This window comes from Actinomyces procaprae (genome assembly GCF_004798665.1).
GTDB classification, from domain to species: Bacteria; Actinomycetota; Actinomycetes; order Actinomycetales; family Actinomycetaceae; genus Actinomyces; species Actinomyces procaprae.
The window spans coordinates 52,785-69,549 of sequence record NZ_CP039292.1 but is presented as its reverse complement, the minus strand read 5'-3'; the positions used below and the strand labels follow the sequence as shown (position 1 = coordinate 69,549).

At 70.2% G+C, this 16,765-nt stretch carries 17 protein-coding genes; 15 read left to right on the top strand and 2 right to left on the bottom strand.

The genetic code is table 11. The features are described from left to right. Positions 1-162 precede the first annotated feature (162 nt). The 6 genes from E4J16_RS00295 (at position 163) to E4J16_RS00270 (ending at position 7,217) form a co-directional block, all read left to right on the top strand. Positions 163-906 carry a class I SAM-dependent methyltransferase gene (locus E4J16_RS00295; protein ID WP_136192122.1) on the top strand — a complete coding sequence of 248 codons (744 nt, stop codon included), beginning with the start codon at positions 163-165 and terminating at the stop codon, positions 904-906. Positions 907-999: 93 nt separating this feature from the next. Next, positions 1,000-2,565 (top strand): DUF2079 domain-containing protein, encoded by a 1,566-nt coding sequence (locus E4J16_RS00290; RefSeq protein ID WP_136312914.1) that lies wholly within the window; start codon positions 1,000-1,002, stop codon positions 2,563-2,565. A gap of 131 nt (positions 2,566-2,696) precedes the next feature. Then, complete coding sequence (locus E4J16_RS00285) at positions 2,697-3,248, top strand: nodulation protein NfeD (RefSeq protein ID WP_136192120.1); 552 nt, start codon at positions 2,697-2,699, stop codon at positions 3,246-3,248. A 101-nt stretch (positions 3,249-3,349) separates the two neighbouring features. Further along, complete coding sequence (locus E4J16_RS00280) at positions 3,350-4,759, top strand: flotillin family protein (RefSeq protein WP_136312913.1); 1,410 nt, start codon at positions 3,350-3,352, stop codon at positions 4,757-4,759. Between the two features lie 396 nt (positions 4,760-5,155). Then, positions 5,156-5,956, top strand: a complete 801-nt coding sequence (locus tag E4J16_RS00275) for a DsbA family protein (RefSeq protein WP_136312912.1) — start codon at positions 5,156-5,158, stop codon at positions 5,954-5,956. A gap of 316 nt (positions 5,957-6,272) precedes the next feature. Beyond that, a complete protein-coding gene (locus tag E4J16_RS00270; RefSeq protein ID WP_136312911.1) occupies positions 6,273-7,217 on the top strand; it encodes an ROK family glucokinase in 945 nt (314 codons plus the stop codon). A 320-nt stretch (positions 7,218-7,537) separates the two neighbouring features. Here E4J16_RS00270 and E4J16_RS16110 read toward each other — a convergent pair whose 3' ends face one another. Next, positions 7,538-7,870: a transposase gene (locus tag E4J16_RS16110; RefSeq protein ID WP_136314508.1), complete on the bottom strand. Its 333-nt coding sequence runs from the start codon at positions 7,868-7,870 to the stop codon at positions 7,538-7,540. A gap of 310 nt (positions 7,871-8,180) precedes the next feature. Further along, entirely contained in the window at positions 8,181-8,879 is a 699-nt protein-coding gene (locus tag E4J16_RS00260; protein ID WP_136312910.1) for a sugar O-acetyltransferase, read from the bottom strand. Between the two features lie 365 nt (positions 8,880-9,244). Between E4J16_RS00260 and E4J16_RS00255 the strand changes: the two genes are divergently transcribed. The 9 genes from E4J16_RS00255 to E4J16_RS00215 all read left to right on the top strand — a co-directional run bounded on the left by E4J16_RS00255 (position 9,245) and on the right by E4J16_RS00215 (position 16,736). Beyond that, positions 9,245-10,294, top strand: coding sequence for an iron-siderophore ABC transporter substrate-binding protein (locus E4J16_RS00255; protein WP_136192115.1), 1,050 nt, complete (start codon positions 9,245-9,247; stop codon positions 10,292-10,294). A 9-nt stretch (positions 10,295-10,303) separates the two neighbouring features. Continuing rightward, positions 10,304-11,338 carry a FecCD family ABC transporter permease gene (locus E4J16_RS00250; protein ID WP_136312909.1) on the top strand — a complete coding sequence of 345 codons (1,035 nt, stop codon included), beginning with the start codon at positions 10,304-10,306 and terminating at the stop codon, positions 11,336-11,338. After that, positions 11,335-12,441 carry a FecCD family ABC transporter permease gene (locus tag E4J16_RS00245; protein ID WP_168709427.1) on the top strand — a complete coding sequence of 369 codons (1,107 nt, stop codon included), beginning with the start codon at positions 11,335-11,337 and terminating at the stop codon, positions 12,439-12,441. Before E4J16_RS00250 ends, E4J16_RS00245 begins: the two co-directional genes overlap by 4 nt. After that, the gene (locus E4J16_RS00240; protein WP_136312908.1) at positions 12,438-13,367 is read left to right on the top strand and encodes an ABC transporter ATP-binding protein; all 930 of its coding nucleotides are present in this window, start codon (positions 12,438-12,440) and stop codon (positions 13,365-13,367) included. Before E4J16_RS00245 ends, E4J16_RS00240 begins: the two co-directional genes overlap by 4 nt. Beyond that, positions 13,364-14,332, top strand: a complete 969-nt coding sequence (locus E4J16_RS00235) for a siderophore-interacting protein (RefSeq protein ID WP_136312907.1) — start codon at positions 13,364-13,366, stop codon at positions 14,330-14,332. Before E4J16_RS00240 ends, E4J16_RS00235 begins: the two co-directional genes overlap by 4 nt. Positions 14,333-15,066: 734 nt before the next feature. Continuing rightward, positions 15,067-15,519: a MinD/ParA family ATP-binding protein gene (locus E4J16_RS00230; RefSeq protein WP_204519884.1), complete on the top strand. Its 453-nt coding sequence runs from the start codon at positions 15,067-15,069 to the stop codon at positions 15,517-15,519. A gap of 68 nt (positions 15,520-15,587) precedes the next feature. Next, a complete protein-coding gene (locus tag E4J16_RS16105; protein WP_420809331.1) occupies positions 15,588-16,034 on the top strand; it encodes a GAD-like domain-containing protein in 447 nt (148 codons plus the stop codon). After that, positions 16,012-16,359 carry a T6SS immunity protein Tdi1 domain-containing protein gene (locus E4J16_RS00220; RefSeq protein ID WP_136312906.1) on the top strand — a complete coding sequence of 116 codons (348 nt, stop codon included), beginning with the start codon at positions 16,012-16,014 and terminating at the stop codon, positions 16,357-16,359. Before E4J16_RS16105 ends, E4J16_RS00220 begins: the two co-directional genes overlap by 23 nt. Beyond that, complete coding sequence (locus E4J16_RS00215) at positions 16,359-16,736, top strand: hypothetical protein (RefSeq protein ID WP_136192109.1); 378 nt, start codon at positions 16,359-16,361, stop codon at positions 16,734-16,736. The genes E4J16_RS00220 and E4J16_RS00215 overlap by 1 nt, the downstream gene beginning before the upstream one ends. Positions 16,737-16,765 lie beyond the last annotated feature (29 nt).

Here is a 16,765-nt window from a genome sequence, read left to right as displayed (position 1 = left end):
GCCCGACGCAACACCGACGCAGCACCATGCGCCGGAACCGCAACCATCCCTCCCGGAGCAACACATGACTCACAGTGCCACCCGGCCAACAAGCCGTCGAACCCAGCCGTACACCACACTCCTCGGCGGCCGGTACGGCAGCCACGGAGCCGGTGAGGCACGATGACCAAGCATCCGCTCTCCCTCAGCCAGGCCCATAACAACAGCACCCGCCCGCCGCTGCCCTCCATGTGCGACGAGACGGAGATCCAGTCCGTCCTGGACCTGCTCTCCTTCATTCAGGAACCGGAGCTGGCAGGGCTGCGCGTACTGGAACTGGCCTGCGGAACCGGCCCCGTCACCATGCCCATGGCCGCATCCGGCCACCGCGTGCTGGCCACCGACTCCCGACCGGAGGTCCTTGGCCTGCTCACCTCCCGCCTGGACAACCTGCGCCCCACCCACCCGGACGTCGCCTCCCGCGTCGACGTGCGCGCGGCCGACATGACCGACTTCCTGTTCGAAGAGCGCTTCAAGGCCGTGTGCATCTCAGCCGGCGCGATCACCGTCCTCAACACCGAGCAGCGCCGCGAGACGATCCGCCTGGCCACCGCACACCTGGCCCCCGGCGGCAGACTCATCCTGTCCGCCGAGCACGTACGCCCGGAGGCGCCCGCCCGCGCCACCTTCACCGCCCGCCCGGGAATCACCCTGACGGAGCGGATCGACCATGCGCGCCGACGTCGCCGGGTCACCCTCACCCGGGGCAAGGAGACCCGCACCTCCGACCTGTTCCTGGTCACGCCGCACGATCTCCTGCACGACTTCGAGGACGCCGGCGTCACGGTCGACTACCGCCACTTCATCCCCGACGCCCGGCGCCCCCACCACACCAACATCGTCTTCGGAACAGTGAAGCTGCCGTAGCCGGGTGATACCGGGGTCCCGACGGCGCCCGTCCCCGCCGCCCCGGCCGCAGGACTGGTCTCCAGGTGGTCACGCCCGGGTAAACTCGCGTTGATGACTGACGCTCGCCCCCGCCCCGACCGACCACGCGCACAGCCGCTCGACCTCCTGCCGGCCGCGTTCGCCGTCGTCGCCGGTGCCGTCGTGATGATCGCCTACTCGGTGGGCCAGTGGCGCGCCATGCAGGTTCCCAGCTGGGACCTGGCGATCTTCTCCGAACTGGCCAAGGCCTACTCGCGCCTCGAGGCACCGATCGTCCCGATCAAGGGCGAGGGCTACAACCTGCTCGGCGACCACTTCCACCCCATGCTGGTGCTGCTGGGCCTGGTCTGGCGCCTGTTCCCCAGCCCGCTGGCCCTGCTGGTGCTGCAGGACCTGCTGCTCGCCGTCTCCGCCTGGCCCCTGACCCGCTTGGCGACCCGCCTGCTCGGCCGCCTCGCGGCAACGGCGCTGGGCCTGTTCTACGTATTGTCCTGGGGCCTTCAGGGCGCCGTCGCCGCCCAGTTCCACGAGATCGCCTTCGCGGTGCCGCTACTGGCCTGGGCCGCCGTCGCCTTCGCCGAGCGGCGTTGGCGCAGCTGCGCCCTGTGGCTGGCTCCGCTCGTCCTGGTCAAGGAGGACCTGGGACTCACCGTGCTCATGGCCGGCCTGGCCATCGCCCTGCGTGGCCGGCAGGGGGATCCGCAGCAGCCGTCCCGCCGCGGACCGGCCTGGTGGCGGCGCCTGGACACCGTCCGCCTGGGTCTGGTCGTGGCCGCGTTCGGCCTCGGCGCCTTCCTCCTGACGGTGCTGGTCCTCCTGCCGGCACTGAGTCCCTCGGGGGCGTGGGAGTACGGGCTGTCCGGCGGTGGCGGCAACACGAGCCTGGTCGCCCGTCTGCTCTCCTCCGAGGTCAAGCTACAGACCCTGGTCATGCTGGTATGCACTGCCGGACTGATCGGGCTGTTCTCGCCCTGGATGGCCCTGGTGCTGCCGACTCTCGCCTGGCGCTTCCTGTCCTCCAACGAGTTCTACTGGGGCTGGCAGAACTGGCACTACAACGCCGTCCTGATTCCAATCGCGCTCGGGGCCCTGCTCGACGTCGTCGCCCGACTCAGGGCCCGTGCCGACGCCGCACCTGCGGCTCACAGCCCATCCGCCCCCGCGCCGGAGGCATCGCCCCCGGAGGCTCACCGTGCACCGTCGGGCTGGTCGGCCGTGCCGATGTGGGCACGCTGGGCGGTGGGGCTCGGCGTCGTCGTGCCACTGGTGACCGGCCTGGCCACGGCCCCCGACCTGCCGCTGTGGGATCTGCGCCGACCCGGCTACGGGGCCGCCCCCGCGCGCGCGCAGGCCGCCGCCCGCGTCATGGACACGATCCCCGACGGGGCCACCGTGGAAACCGACCTCGGGCTGCTCGCCTACCTGGTGCCCGAGCACACCGTCTACTGGGTGGGCACCGCCGACGTCGACGCGGACTACGTCGTCGTGGACTCCCACTCCTCCGCCTGGGGCGGAAATCCACCGACGGACGCCGCCTCCTGGGCCACCGCCCGGTCGCGTACCGACGCCACCTACGAGCTGGTGCTGGACACCGACGGCTACCAGGTGGCGCGACGGATCTCCTCAGACTCGGCATGATGGGAAGAACTCCCTGTGCACCTGCCCGCCCGGCTCGTGGAACAGCCGCGCCCCGGCGCGCTCGGCATGAAACAATCCGGACGTACCCATCATGAGAGCCGGCCGGCTCCCAACGGCCCGGAAAGGCGGACATGTCTGTGTTCATGTGGTGCGCCGTTCTCGGCTGCGGCGCCCTGGCGCTCTCACTGCTGCTCGACGGCCTGTTCGACGGCCTGGACGACCTGCTGTTCGACGGCTCCCTGCCGGTACTGGCCTGCGCGCTGGGCGTGTTCGGCGCCGTCGGCATGGGGGTACAGGCGCTGGCCGGCGAGCGGCTGGCCACCCCGGTACTGGTCGGGGTGCCGCTGGGCTTCGCCGTCGTCGCCGGTGCGATCACACGCGCCGTGTGGGTGCGACTGCGCCGTTCCATGCCCCGCAACGCCGTGCCCCTCACCGTCGGAGAGATGGTGGGTACCGAGGTCCGGGTGCTGTGGTGGAAGGACGGCCGCGGCGAGGTCATGGCCACGTCCCGCGGCCACCAGGTGACCCTGCCCGCCCGCTCCGACGACGAGCTGCGCGGCGGCACCGTCGCCTGGGTGGTGGATGCGGCCGCCGACGACGCCCTCATCATCAGCCGCATCGATCCACCCGGATCACCCGACTCACCCACGCGTCCGCCGAATCGGCCGGGGGCCGCCGGCTGACCGACGCAGCACCGGACACGACCGGCCGGCAGCTCCGGTCCGTCCACCAGCGCTACCAACCACTGATTCCGAGTCCGCACCCTCACCACGAAAGCACACAAATGCTCTACGCCATCATCGCCGTCGTCGTCCTGGCACTCCTGCTGGGCGTGTACATGCTCTCCCGAGTCGTCGTCGTGCCCTCCAACCTGACCGGCCTGGTCTCCGGATCCAGCCGCAACGGGGAGGTCAAGATCATCCGCCCCGGCGGGCGCGACTTCGTCCTGCCGATCATCCAGTCCATCCAGTACCTGCCCTTCACCCAGAACACCATCGGCTTCCAGGTGACCGCCGAGGACGAGAACAAGATCAACGTGTCCGTCTCCGCCGTCGCCGCCGTGAAGGTCGGCGACTCCGACCAGCAGGTGCGGGCCGCCGCAAAGCGCTTCCTGGGCAAGCCGAACACCGACCAGGCGATCGCCGACTCCTCCCGCGACGCCCTGATCGGCTCACTGCGCTCCATCATCGGCCACATGACCGTCACCGACCTCATCTCCGACCGCGACGCCCTCCAGCAGAACGTGTTCGACGACGCCAAGTCGGTCATGGCCAACATGGGCCTGGAGATCGACGTGCTGCAGATCTCCGAGATCACCGACGCCTCCGGCTACATCGACTCCCTGGGCGTGCCCGAGCAGCAGCGCGTCGCCAAGGACGCCCGCGTGGCCCGCGCCAACGCCGAGCGGGAGGCCAAGGACGCCGAGGTGACCTCGCGCCAGCAGATCGCCGAGCGGGAGCGCGACCTGGCCCTGCGCCAGGCCGAGCTCAAGGCGGAGACCGACAAGGCTCAGGCGGAGGCCGACTCCGCCGGGCCGCTTGCCCGCGCCGCCAAGAAGCGGGAGATCGCCGTCATCGAGCAGGAGGCCGCCGAGGCACAGGCCGCCCTGACCGAGCGCGAGCTGGACTCCACCGTCCGTAAGCCCGCCGACGCCGCCCGCTACCAGCGCGAGCAGGAGGCCGAGGCCGCCAAGGCCGAATCGATCCGCCGGGCGGAGGCAGAGGCCGAGCGCACCCGCCTGGACGCCGAGGCCCAGGCGCAGGCAACCGTCGCCCGTGCCGAGGCCCAGGCCCGCGCCACCGCCGCGCAGGCCCAGGCCGAGGCGGAGGCCATCGCCGCCCGCGGCCGTGCCGAGGCCGAGGCCGTGCGCGCCGCCGGTGAGGCGGAGGCGAAGGCCATGAGCGACAAGGCCGACGCCCTGGCCAAGTACGGCCGGGCCGCCACCCAGCAGATGATCCTGGACAAGGCGCCGGAGATCGCCCGCGCCCTGGCCGAGCCGCTGGGCAGCGTCAAGGACATGTCGATCATCTCCACCGACGGCGCCTCCGCGCTGCCCAAGGCGGTGGCCGGGAACGTCGAGCAGCTCGACGCCGTCATGCGCTCGCTGACCGGCACCAGCCTGACGGACATGATGCGGCGCTTCGGGGGCGAGGACGAAGACGGCAGCAAGGGTCGCGACGGCTCCGCCGCCTGACCCGACCATCCCTCCCGCCCGCCTCGCCCCGCCCCTCCCGCCCCTTCACCGAGGTCGGTAGATCTTACGTACCGAGGTCGGTAGTTGTTACGTACCGAGGTCGGTAGTTGTTACGTGGCGAGGTCGGTAGTTGTTACGTGGCGAGGTCGGTAGTTGTTACGTGGCGAGGTCGGTAGTTGTTACGTGGCGAGGTCGGTAGTTGTTACGTGGCGAGGTCGGTAGTTGTTACGTGGCGAGGTCGATAGACATGGGTGGCCCCGGTCGTGCGCCGGGGCCACCCGCGCGCATTCAGCAGCCGTGCGGGCGGCCGCCCAGTAGCACCGCTTTACCGATATGCCATCCGACTCTGAGCGATATGGAGGGCACCGGCGTCGTCGACTCTGACACACTGCGCCCATGACCTCACCCACTGACGGAAGCGTGCCGGAGCAGCAGCGCTCATCCCGCAGCAACCCGATTATCGTCTTCCTGCTCGCCTGCATCGCGATCCTGCTCGCCGTCATTGCGATCATCCTGGTGATGCGCCCCAGCCAGTCCACCGCCGACGCGTCCACGAGCGCAGCGGCATCGGCAGGCGCATCGGCGCAGCCCGCCGAGGTACAGACCGCCGCGCCGTCGCAGACCGATGCCGGCCTGCTGGAGATCCTGCACGGCGAGGTGAGGCGGGATCCCGACGACGCCCAAGCCAGGGGCGACGTCGACTCCCCGGTGGTGATGGTCATTTACTCTGATTTCGCCTGCCCGTATTGCACTAAGTTCGCGCAGGAAGTCGAGCCTGCACTGGAGGACCTGGTGCGGGACGGCACGCTGCGCATCGAATGGCGCGACCTGGCGCAGATCACCGACACCTCACCCCTGGCGGCGCAGGCCGGCGTCGCTGCCGGGAAGCAGGGAAGGTTCTGGGAGTTCCACGACGCCGTCTATGCCGCCGCCGACCCTACCGATCACCCTGAGTACACCGAGGAATCCCTGGTTGCCTTTGCGAAGGAGGCGGGCGTGCCGGACCTCGACCGGTTCCGCTCCGACATGAACGACGCCGCGACCGTGCAGGCGGTCGCGGAGGCCAAGCAACACGCCTATGACCTCGGCATCTCCGGCACGCCCTTCCTCATCATCAACGATGCGTACGTGCCCGGATACGCGGACGCCGATTACCTACGCAACACCATCCGTGAGCAGGCCGAAGCCGCCAGGTAAGACCCCCACGCCTGCCCGGCGCCCCGCCGATCCGCCATTTCAACCGACCTCGGCACGTAACAACTACCGACCTCGGCACGTAAGATCTACCGACCTCGCGGGTGGTGGGGGTGGGGGGTGTCGGTGGGGGGTGTGGGTTGCGCCCGGGGTGGGCCGATGTTGGGGTGCGACGGTTGGCGAGCCTCGCGGCGGCTGCCACAATAGGATCCATGGATCTCCGCGAACCGGCGAGCCGGTGAGGTCCAGGGGCGCCGACGCCCCTGGCGCGGATCAGTTTCAAGACATATCGGAATTTGAGCGAACCAGGAGAACAGCTATGGCATTGAGCATCGGCGTCGATGTGGGTGGAACCAAGATCGCTGCGGGCGTCGTTGACGAGGACGGCACCGTACTCGCCACCGCACGACGCGACTCCCCCGCCACCAGCCGCGAAGCCATCTTCGCCACCATTGCGGACGTCGCCAACGAGCTCGCCGCACAGTACGACGCCGAGACCATCGGCGTGGGCGCGGCCGGATTCACCTCCTCCGACCGCAACACCATGGTCTATGGCACGAACCTGGACTGGACCGGCGCCCGCATCGCCGATGAGATCTCCGCCCGCACCGGCAAGAAGGTCGTGGTGGAGAACGACGCGAACGCGGCCGGCTGGGCGGAGGCCCGCTTCGGCGGCGGCAAGGGCGCCAAGAACGTCTTGGTGGTCACGCTGGGGACCGGCGTCGGGGGCGCCGTCATCATCGACGGACACCTTGTTCGCGGCGCCGCCGGCTTCGCCGCAGAGATCGGCCACATCAACGTGGTCCCGGACGGACGCCCCTGCGGCTGCGGTCAGCGCGGCTGCCTGGAGCGCTACGGCTCCGGCACAGCACTGGGTGTCAACGGCTGGGAGCTGGCCAAGTTCCAGCCCGACTACGCCGCGCGCATCATCGAGCTGTCCGGCGGGGACCAGAACAGGATCTCCGGCAAGGCCGTCACCGCCGCCGCCCGCGAGGGCGACCCGGCCGCCCTGGAGTGCTACGAGCGCCTGGGCAGCGCCCTTGGCCTGGGGCTGGCCGACCTGTGTGCCGTCCTTGACCCCGAGGTCATCGTGCTCGCCGGTGGTCTCACCGAGGCGGGCGACATCCTGCTGAACCCGGTGCGCGCCAGCTTCGATGAACACCTGACGGCGCGCGCCCACCGTCCCGAGATCCCGATCGTCATCTCCTCCTCGGGCCAGGAGGCCGGGCTGATCGGCGCCGCCGACCTCGCCCGCCAGGACTGACACCGAACCGGTGACCTCGGTCCCGGACCGATCTAGGTCGCGTTGTGTGAGTCGTTCGTGCTGGTGGGGCGGTGCCGGCGATGTGGGTAGTGTCCTGGTAGCGGGTGGCGAGTTCGTCGTGTCTGGTGGCTACGTGGCTCCAGGTTGAGTCGGCTGTGTGCGCCCGTCGAGGGGGCGGGTGGGTCTTGCGCCGCCCTGGTTGGACCGCTCACGCCCCGTTGGACCGCTTACGGCCCCGTTGGACCGCTGTAACCCGTGGCTACGGCGGTCCAACGGGGGCACAGGGGTCCAACGGGGGCACAGGGGTCCAACGGGCAGGCTCAACGGCCACGCACACAGACACCCGGCCGCGCACCCACCCAAGCACTCACACAACCGGACCCAGGTCGTGTTATGTAAGTCGCTTGAGCCAGTGGTTGGTGCTGGCGGTGTGGGTGGTGGCCTGATAGCGGACGACGAACTTGCCGTACCTGAACTTGCCGTACCTGGTGGCCAGGGCCCGTAGCGGGAGGGTATGTCACGCCAGGGCGCCCCGACCCGGGTAGCCACCGTAAGGCGTTGATCATGTCCCGCAGCGGATACACCCGGGGCCCGCCATCAGCAGGCGACGAGGGCAGCAGGGGCGCAAGCAGCTCCCACCGGGCTTCGCTCAGGTCATGACAGGCACAGGCGTCTCCACTCCACGGTCGCGGCCCTTGGCGGTGTCACGGTCAGTCTTCACACCACCCGTGACACCCCGAAGGCCTCACCCTGTTCCGCACACGACGTCGACCGCCCCACCCACTTACGCAACACGCCCTAGCGGCCTGCCCATGCCGGCCCGTCTGCTTGCAGCGGGTCGGTATGGGCAGGCGATCCGCTCTCACGCGTAGGAGCTCGTCCGACCCGGCCAGGGCCTCCTCGGTGTCGGGGTCGATCCGCCCTCACGCGTAGGAGCTCGTCTCTGACCTAACTGTTCCCCGCTCAGGCACTTTCCTCGTCGGCCTGTCTGCCGGGCACGGGTAGCGTGCGCGGGGCCCGGTAGGACCAGTCGCGGTCGGCGTCGGTGATCTCGCGCAACACCCGTGCCGGCACCCCGCCCGCCACCACCATGGGCGGCACATTGGCGTTCACGACGGCGCCCGCGGCAATCACCGAGCCGCGTCCAATGGTCACGCCCGGCAGAATCGTCACGTTCCCGCCGATCCACACATCATCCTCAATCACCACCGGAGCGGAGAACTGCTGACCGCGGTCGCGCATCTCCGGGTGCACCGGGTGCCCGGCGGTGGTGATCATGACGCGCGGCCCGAACATGACCCGGTTGCCGATGACCACCGGGGAGTCGTCGATGAGCTGAAGTCCCGCATTGGCGTACACGGGGGAGCCGACGCGCGTGTGGATGCCGTAGGCGACGTGCAGCGGCGGCTCGATCCACACGGCGTCGCCGAGCTCGCCGAAGATCTCCTCCAGGAGTCGTCGCCGCCCGGCGGCGTCACGCGGCGAGGTGGCGTTGTAGGCGGCGGCGAGCTCCTTGCCGCGGATGCGCTGCTCGGTCAATGCCTCCAGGCCGGGCCCCTCGTCCAGGTACAGCTCCTGGGCGGCCATGCGACGACGCACCTCCGCCTCACGGGGGTCAACCTCCGCATCCGTACCGGGGCCTCTGTGCTCTTGCTGGCTCATACTCGCTCCTTCGCGTCTCGGGTGGGGTGTTGGCTGTCGCGTAGCCTCCTAACCAACCTAAGCGATTCGTGGCGCTTCGTGTTTGAGGGTGTAGTGGTTGTCGGTGTTGAGCGGGGGGCTCTGGGAGTCGGGTGTGGGGTAGTCCTGGGAGAGTAAACGAGGCGTACAGCTACAGCCCGGGCTGCAGAACCATGCCGGGCCCGCCCCGACGACGCGCCCCCATCGGCACGTAACAACTACCGACCTCGGCACGACCGGCCGGGCATCCGGCAGTGGGGCATTACACGCGCACTCCCCTATGAGGGCAGCCTCACCTCCGCTACTCTCGTAGCCGTCCACACTACTGCGACCGAGAGCAACACGCCGTGACCGTCTCCCGTAAGTCCTTCCTGCTGGGCGGCCTGGCCGTCCCCGCCGCCGCGATCCTGGCCGCCTGCGGCTCTGACTCATCCAGCGGCACCTCCGCCTCCACCGCGAGCGCCGAGGAGATCACCGTCGAGCACGTCTTCGGCAGCACCGCCATCCCCGCGGGCGCCTCACGCTTCACTGCGATCGCCTGGGGCAATCACGACGTCGCCCTGGCCCTGGACGTCATGCCCGCCGGCCTGTCCCGCCAGACATGGGGCGTCGCGGACGACTCCGGCATGCTGGAGTGGACCAAGCAGAAGGTCGACGAGCTGGCGGCCGCCGGCGCCACCCGGCCTGTCCTGTTCGATGACACCGACGGCTACGACTACGAGGCCATCGCCGCCACCTCCCCCGACGTGATCCTGGCCGCCTACTCGGGACTCAGCCAGGAGGAGTACGACACCCTCAGCAAGATTGCGCCGACGATCGCCTACCCGGAGGTTCCCTGGGGCACCAAGTGGCGGGACATGATCCGCCTGGACTCCCAGGCGATGGGCCTGGCGTCCCAGGGCGAGTCCCTCATCTCCGACCTGGAGCAGCAGATCGCCGACGCCGTCGCCGCCTCCCCGCAGATCGCCGGGAAATCCGCGGCATTCTTCTACATGAGCCAGTCCGACACCTCCACGATCGGGTTCTACACGACCGCCGACCCGCGCACCGCCTTCATGACCGACCTGGGCATGACCATCCCCGCATCCGTGCAGAAGGTCTCCGATGACGACCCGGGAGTCTTCTTCAGCGACGTCTCCAGCGAGAACGCCGACCAGGTGGCCGACGTCGACGTGATGATCATGTACGGGGAGGAGTCCGACCTGGCGGCGCTGCAGGCGGACCCGCTGGTGGGCACGATCCCGGCGATCAAGCACGGCGCGGTGGCCTTCGTCGGCAACGGGACGCCGCTGTCCGCCTCCACCAACCCCGGCCCGCTGTCCATCCCCTGGGGCATTGATGACTACGTGGCCCTGATTGCCGCGGCCGCCGACAAGGCGGACGCAGCCTCCGCCTGAGCCGCACAAGTGACCACCGCACTCGCACCGCACGGCCCCGCACGCGCCAGCCGCACCGGCCGGCAGCTGGCGGCGCTCGGCGTCGTCCTCATCCTGTTGGCACTCGCCGTGGTCTGCTCGATCGCCTTCGGCGCGCGCGTGGTCGGCATCGGAGAGATCCTGGGCGGACTGGCCGGCGACGGCGGTTCGCTCGGCGCGCTGGCGGTTGCCGAGCGGGTGCCGCGCACCGCCACCGCCCTGATCGCGGGATCGGCGCTCGGGATCTCGGGAGCGCTCATGCAGGCGGTCACTCGTAACCCCATTGCGGACCCGGGGATTCTCGGCATTAACACCGGGGCGTCGCTGGCGATCGTCGCCGCCATCGCCTTCGTGCACATATCCACCCTGTGGGAGTACCTGTGGGTGGCGCTGGTCGGCGCGACCCTCACCGCCGTCGCGGTGTACGCGATCGGGTCCCTCGGTCCCGGCGGCGCCACCCCGGTGAAGCTGGCGCTGGCGGGCGTGGCCACGAGCGCCGCGATGTCCTCCCTGATCAGTGCGATCATGCTGCCGCGCGCCGAGGGGCTGACCGACTTCCGCTTCTGGCAGGTCGGTTCGCTGGGTCGGGGCACTTGGGCCGCACTGGCGACGGTCGCGCCGTTCCTGCTGGCCGCCGCACTGTTGGCGGCCTCGGTCGCCCGCCCGCTGAACTCCCTGGCGCTGGGCGAGGAGATGGCCGTGGGGCTGGGGGTCCGGGTGGGACGAACCCGCCTGCTGGCCTCGGCCGCCGGCGTGATCGCCTGTGCGACGACGACGGCGCTGGCCGGCCCGATCGGCTTCGTCGGGCTGATGGTGCCGCATGCCGTGCGCATGCTGGTGGGTCCGGACAACCGGTGGCTGCTGCCGCTGTCGGCGCTGGGCGGGGCGGCGCTGCTGACCTTCGCGGATGTGCTGGGGCGGGTGATCGCCCGTCCCGGCGAGGTGAGCGTGGGCGTGGTGACCGCCTTCGTGGGTGCGCCTGTGCTGATTGCGATCGCCCGCGGCGCGAAGGTGCGTGAGTTGTGAGCGGGCCCGTCCAGGCGCAGGCCGCCCCGTCCGCCGCCGTCGCCCCCGCGCATGCGGGTCGGGCTGCGCCGATTCCGGACCCGGGGTTCACCGAGCCGGGGCGACGACGTCGTCGTCACCGGTACCTGGCGGTCACGGCGGCGCTGGCGGCCCTGGTGGCCTGCCTGTGGTGGGTGATGGTTCTGTCCGGTTCCACCTGGTACTCCCCCGGCGAGGTGATCGCCGTGATCGCGGGGCGCGACGTGCCTGGGGCGTCCTTCGCCGTCGGGCAGCTGCGGCTCCCGCGTGCCCTGCTGGGTCTGCTGGCGGGCGGGGCGTTCGGCATGGCCGGCCGCACGTCGCAGACGATGCTGCGCAACCAGCTGGCCAGCCCGGACATCATCGGCATCACGTCCGGTGCGTCGACGGCCGCGGTGTTCGCGATCCTGGTGCTGGGCTGGTCCGGGATGCGCGTTAATCTGCTGGCACTGGTGTGCGGCCTGGGGACGGCCCTGGTCATCTACCTGCTGTCAGGGACGGGCCGCATGCAGGGCGGGCGCCTGATCCTGATCGGCATCGGCGTCTCCGCCATGTTCTCCTCGCTGATCTCCTACATACAGCTGAGGGCCTCTATCTACAACGTCGCGGACGCCATGCGCTGGTTGTCGGGATCGCTGGGGGATGCGAGTTGGGCGCAGGTGCCGTTGCTGGGCGGCGCGGTCGTCGTCCTGGGCGGGACGCTGCTGGTTCTGGGCAGGGACTTGAGCACCCTGTCACTGGGCGAGGAGACTGCCACCGGGCTGGGCGTGGCCGTGGACCGCATCCGGCTGCTGCTCCTGGTGTCGATGGTGGCGCTGGCGGCCTTCGCGACGGCGGCGACCGGCCCGATCGCCTTCGTCTCCTTCCTGGCGGGGCCCATCACCGCCCGCCTGGTGGGGCGCAGCGACCGGTCCCTGCTGGCGCCGTCGGCGCTGATGGGCGCCGCGATCGTGCTGGGCGCGGACCTGGCCGGCCAGTATCTGTTCCCGACGGCGCTGCCGGTCGGGGTGGTAACCGGGATCGTTGGGGCGCCGTATTTGCTGCTTCAGCTGGTCCGTCTGAACCGGGAGGGAGCATCCGCATGAGTCCCACCAAAACTCGGGCCGACGCAGCCGCCGGCGAGTTGTCCGCGGCTCCGGTCACGTCGATCGAGTCCGCCCAGTCGCGCGCTGACGCGCATGATTCCGGGCGCGCGGTCCCCCGCAACCTCACCACCCGCGGGCTGCGGTCCGGCTACGGGCGCCGCACCGTCGTCGACGACGTCGATATCACCGTTCCCGTGGGCGCCATCACCGTGATCGTGGGCGCGAACGCCTGCGGCAAGTCGACGCTGCTGAAGACCATGGCGCGGATACTGGCGCCGACGTCCGGGTCGGTGCTGCTGGACGGCCGGGACGTAACCACCATTCCGACAAAGCGCCTGGCCACCCGGCTCGGGCTACTGCCGCAGCAGCCCATTGCGCCCGAGGGGATCGTCGTCGCCGACCTGGTGGGCCGCGCCCGACACCCGCACCAGGGCCTGTTCCACTCCACCTCCGCCGCGGACCGGCGCATCGTGGAGGAGGCGCTGCTGGCCACGCGCACGGCGCAGTTGGCCGACCGGAGCGTGGATGAGCTGTCGGGCGGGCAGCGGCAGCGGGTGTGGATCGCGATGGCGCTGGCGCAGCGCACCGACGTGCTGCTGCTGGACGAGCCCACGACCTTCCTGGACCTGGCCCACCAGGTGGAGGTTCTGGATCTGCTCACCGACTTGAACCGTGAGCGCGGCACCACCATCGTCATGGTGCTGCACGACATCAACCTGGCGGCCCGCTACGCCGATCACGTGATCGCCATGCGGGAGGGTCGGCTGGTTGCGGCGGGTGCGCCCGGGCAGGTGGTCAGTCCGACGCTGATGCGGGAGGTGTTCGGCCTCGAAGCCGAGGTGATCACCGATCCGGTCTCGGCGACGCCGCTGGTGCTGCCCAAGGGCCGCCACCATGTGGTGGACCCGGCGGGGGCGAGAGCGTGAGCACTGCGGCGAGTCCGGCCCCGTTCAGGTTCTTCCCGGTGCGGGTTGCTCGGATCGCGGATGTCACGCCGCATCTGCGGCGGGTGACCTTCATCGGGGAGGGGTTGGAGGACTTCGCCGATCCGGGCTGGGACCAGCGGATCAAGCTGGTGCTGCCGGCCGCGGACGGAGGCTATGCGCACCTGCCCACAGGGGCGGACTGGTACGAGCAGTGGCGCGCCCTGCCTGCGGCTCGGCGCCCGGTGCTGCGCACCTACACCACGCGCGCCGTGCGGCCCGTGAGGGACCGGGATGCAAGCATCGCCGGTACATCCACCGGGGCGGAGGTCGACGTGGACATGGTGGTGCACGCGCCGACGGGCCCGGCCGCGCGCTGGCTGGAGAGCGCCCGCCCGGGTGCGTCGGCGATGCTGCTGGGACCCTCGCGCAGCTGGTTGAGTGCACAGCCGGCCGGAACGGTTCCCGGCGGGGTGGACTTCGTACCTCCGGCCGTCACCGGGAGGTTCCTGATCGGCGGGGACGAGACCGCGGCACCGGCGATCGCCAGGATTCTGGAGCAGCTGCCCGCGTCCGCACGGGGCATCGCGGTCGTCGAGTTGCCCGCGGCGGCCGATGCCGCCTACCTGCCCGAGCACCCGGGCATTGAGCTCCGGGCGCTAGCGCGCGAGGAGCGCCCGCACGGCGAACGGCTCGTGGCGGGTGTGAGGCGGGCGGCGGCCGAGCTGCTGCCGGAGGGCATGCCGCAACGGGTCGAGGAGGTGGACGTCGACCGGGACTTGCTGTGGGAGGTGCCGCGCACAGCGCGCGGCGGGGCGGCACTCAAGCGAGCCGACGTATACGCGTGGCTGGCCGGTGAGGCGGGTGCGGTATGCGCCCTGCGCCGTCACCTGGTGGCCGAGCGGGGAGTGGACCGGCGGGCGGTCGCCTTCATGGGCTACTGGCGCCGAGGCCGGGCCGAGGGCTGAGACCAAGAATGAAATGGATATGCATACCACGCCCCGTGTGCAGCGCTCCTCCACTTCTCCAGTAGTCAACCAGCAGCAATGGCGGCGGCCGACTCTGTCGGCGCTTCGGGGCGCAATCCGGCTCTTCGCGTTTGCGGGTGTGCAGGTCGGCCGACGGCCCGCGCACTGAACTGCACCGCCTCCGCCCCGCCAATGCTGCGCAGCCGCCACGAAGTACCACGCACCCTCAACACCCACGAACAGCAAACCGGCTCTTCCGGTTTGAGGGTGTGGTGATCTCGGTCGGGGCCGCGGTGTGGGGTGTTGTCGGGTAGACGGGGCTGTTCTCGGGAGCGCAAGGACGTTCTCGCCGTCGGCGCGGCGGTCGTCGACGACGGCGGGATACACCTCCAGAATGCGGACTGGGCGCCGAGGATGCCCTCCCAGGCAGCGTCCACGGGGGCGGGCCGCGTTGTAGGCGCCAAGCCCGCATCCGCGAACAACCCCACCGAGCCACCCAGGCCCCTGATGGGCTCTTCGCGTTTGGGCGTGTTGTGGCCGACGCGCTGCGGGGTCAGGGGCCTGGCGAGTCTGCCGGTTCACCACGGCGCAAGTGTCTGCCGACGCCCCCAGCACCCGGAAGCGGGACTATCTGCAACGCCACCTCACCGTCTGCAACGCCACTTCGGGGTTAACAACGCCAGTTAACCATCTACTGAAGGGCTCCGGGGTATACAGCAGACCGTTAAGTAGCGTTGTTAACGTCCAACCGGCGCAGCAGACACTCCCAGCCCCACCACAACCACCACATCCCCAAACGCGAAGAGCCGCTAATCTTCGTCGACTCGGGCCACGACGAGTCCGACCCCATCTGGCTGCGGATGATTGATCACACCGACCAACTGGTCGTGGCCACCACCACCCGTGACGACCACGCGGAGGCCGGCGCCCTACTTCTCGAGGCACTCACCAACAGGGACCAGCACGGCGCCGACCTAGCAAGCCGGGCGGTGGTTGTGGTCACCCAGGCCGATCCTCGCGCCCGCAGTAATGACATCGAACGCGTCGTCAACGGCTACCGCGACCTGGCGCGCGAAGCACGAACCATCCCTTACGACCCCGCCATGGTCGACCGCGTACTCCGCTACGGTTCGCTCAGGCCGGTGACACAAAGAGCCTGGCTGGCGGCCGTGGCGCGGGGACTATGACACTGCCCCAGTGAAACCTCGACGTTATCAGTCCGGTATCGGGTAGGATTGGGTTCGTGATTGCGGGTATGGAAGATGAGGCCTGGCACGAGGCATGGCTGCACGCCACCCCGCAGTGGGTGGAGGCATACGTCAATGACGCACTGGACTACCGGGGCTGGTCGCTTATGGGGGTTGGGCACCCTGCCAGCGAGCAGCACCTGGAGCGGTTCAAGGGCGTGCTTCCGGCGTCGGTTGTGCAGCTGTGGCGGCGCTTCGGGTTCGACGGGTTCGGTGATGGCCGCTGGTGGTTCACCGATCCACTGGAGTGGCAGCCGGTGGTGGACGCCTGGCTCGCGGACACGCCCATCCCCCTCCCCCAGCAGAAGTGGTGGGTGCCTGGCCCGCTCCGCCATGGGCAAGATGGAGCTGTGGGGGGAGGTCTCCGGCCCCGCACTCACCGTCACCCCCACCCTGGGCTGGGTACGACCCGACTCAGGCAACGCCCAGGCGATGTCCGACCCGGTGATACGTGAGCGCATGGGCTGCACCACACTGGTGTCGGCACGGAAAGACACGTTTGAGGATGATGACACCGGTGAGCTGCTGGTGGACTGGGCCAGCGCACACCTGGGGGTGCTGGGCCCGGGCCAGGTCTACGGGCTGACCCCCGCCTACTGCTTCACCGGGAGGGGCAGCACCAGCCAGGTTGGTATCAAGGACGCGGTAGCGCACCTGACCTTCCTGGCCCAAGCCCAGGAGCACCAACTAGTGGAGGACTTCTCCGCCGCGGCCGCCGGCGTAGCAGCAGGCACCGCCGCAGGCGACCAGGGCCGCCCCGCGGGAAGTGACGAGGCCTGATGCCCGCCCACCCTGACATCCCTGGCCCCGCAGGTGCTCCCACCGGTCGTCGTGGCCCGGGCGGGAGGGGCGGTGCGCGTGAGCGCGCCGCGGCCCCACGTGCCTGGGCGCCCGCGTCCTTGCCGGCCGCGGATATGTTCGCCCCGGGGCGCGTCGGCGGCAGGCGGGTGCTGGTGTGGGAGGGCAGCACTGCTGCGCCTGCCAGCCCGCTGCCGTGGCACTCGAGCAACCCGGTGGAGGTGTTCTTCCACACCGGGCGCGGACCCGGCACCCGGGCGCTGCCGCAGGAGCTCACCCGCCAGCTAGCGGCCCTGTCACTACTGTTCGCCGAGCGCCTGCTCGAGTGCATCAGCGTGCCCGTGACCCTGGCGGACTGACCGGAGCCACGACTGCCCGTATCGGTAAG

Excerpts from the sequence above, each read along its gene's own strand:
- E4J16_RS00295 (WP_136192122.1), top strand. The coding sequence starts at position 163 with ATGACCAAGCATCCGCTCTCCCTCAGCCAGGCCCATAACAACAGCACC.
- E4J16_RS00290 (WP_136312914.1), top strand. The coding sequence starts at position 1,000 with ATGACTGACGCTCGCCCCCGCCCCGACCGACCACGCGCACAGCCGCTC.
- E4J16_RS00285 (WP_136192120.1), top strand. The coding sequence starts at position 2,697 with ATGTCTGTGTTCATGTGGTGCGCCGTTCTCGGCTGCGGCGCCCTGGCG.
- E4J16_RS00280 (WP_136312913.1), top strand. The coding sequence starts at position 3,350 with ATGCTCTACGCCATCATCGCCGTCGTCGTCCTGGCACTCCTGCTGGGC.
- E4J16_RS00275 (WP_136312912.1), top strand. The coding sequence starts at position 5,156 with ATGACCTCACCCACTGACGGAAGCGTGCCGGAGCAGCAGCGCTCATCC.
- E4J16_RS00270 (WP_136312911.1), top strand. The coding sequence starts at position 6,273 with ATGGCATTGAGCATCGGCGTCGATGTGGGTGGAACCAAGATCGCTGCG.
- E4J16_RS00260 (WP_136312910.1), bottom strand. The coding sequence starts at position 8,879 with ATGAGCCAGCAAGAGCACAGAGGCCCCGGTACGGATGCGGAGGTTGAC.
- E4J16_RS00240 (WP_136312908.1), top strand. The coding sequence starts at position 12,438 with ATGAGTCCCACCAAAACTCGGGCCGACGCAGCCGCCGGCGAGTTGTCC.
- E4J16_RS16105 (WP_420809331.1), top strand. The coding sequence starts at position 15,588 with ATGGAAGATGAGGCCTGGCACGAGGCATGGCTGCACGCCACCCCGCAG.
- E4J16_RS00220 (WP_136312906.1), top strand. The coding sequence starts at position 16,012 with ATGTCCGACCCGGTGATACGTGAGCGCATGGGCTGCACCACACTGGTG.
- E4J16_RS00215 (WP_136192109.1), top strand. The coding sequence starts at position 16,359 with ATGCCCGCCCACCCTGACATCCCTGGCCCCGCAGGTGCTCCCACCGGT.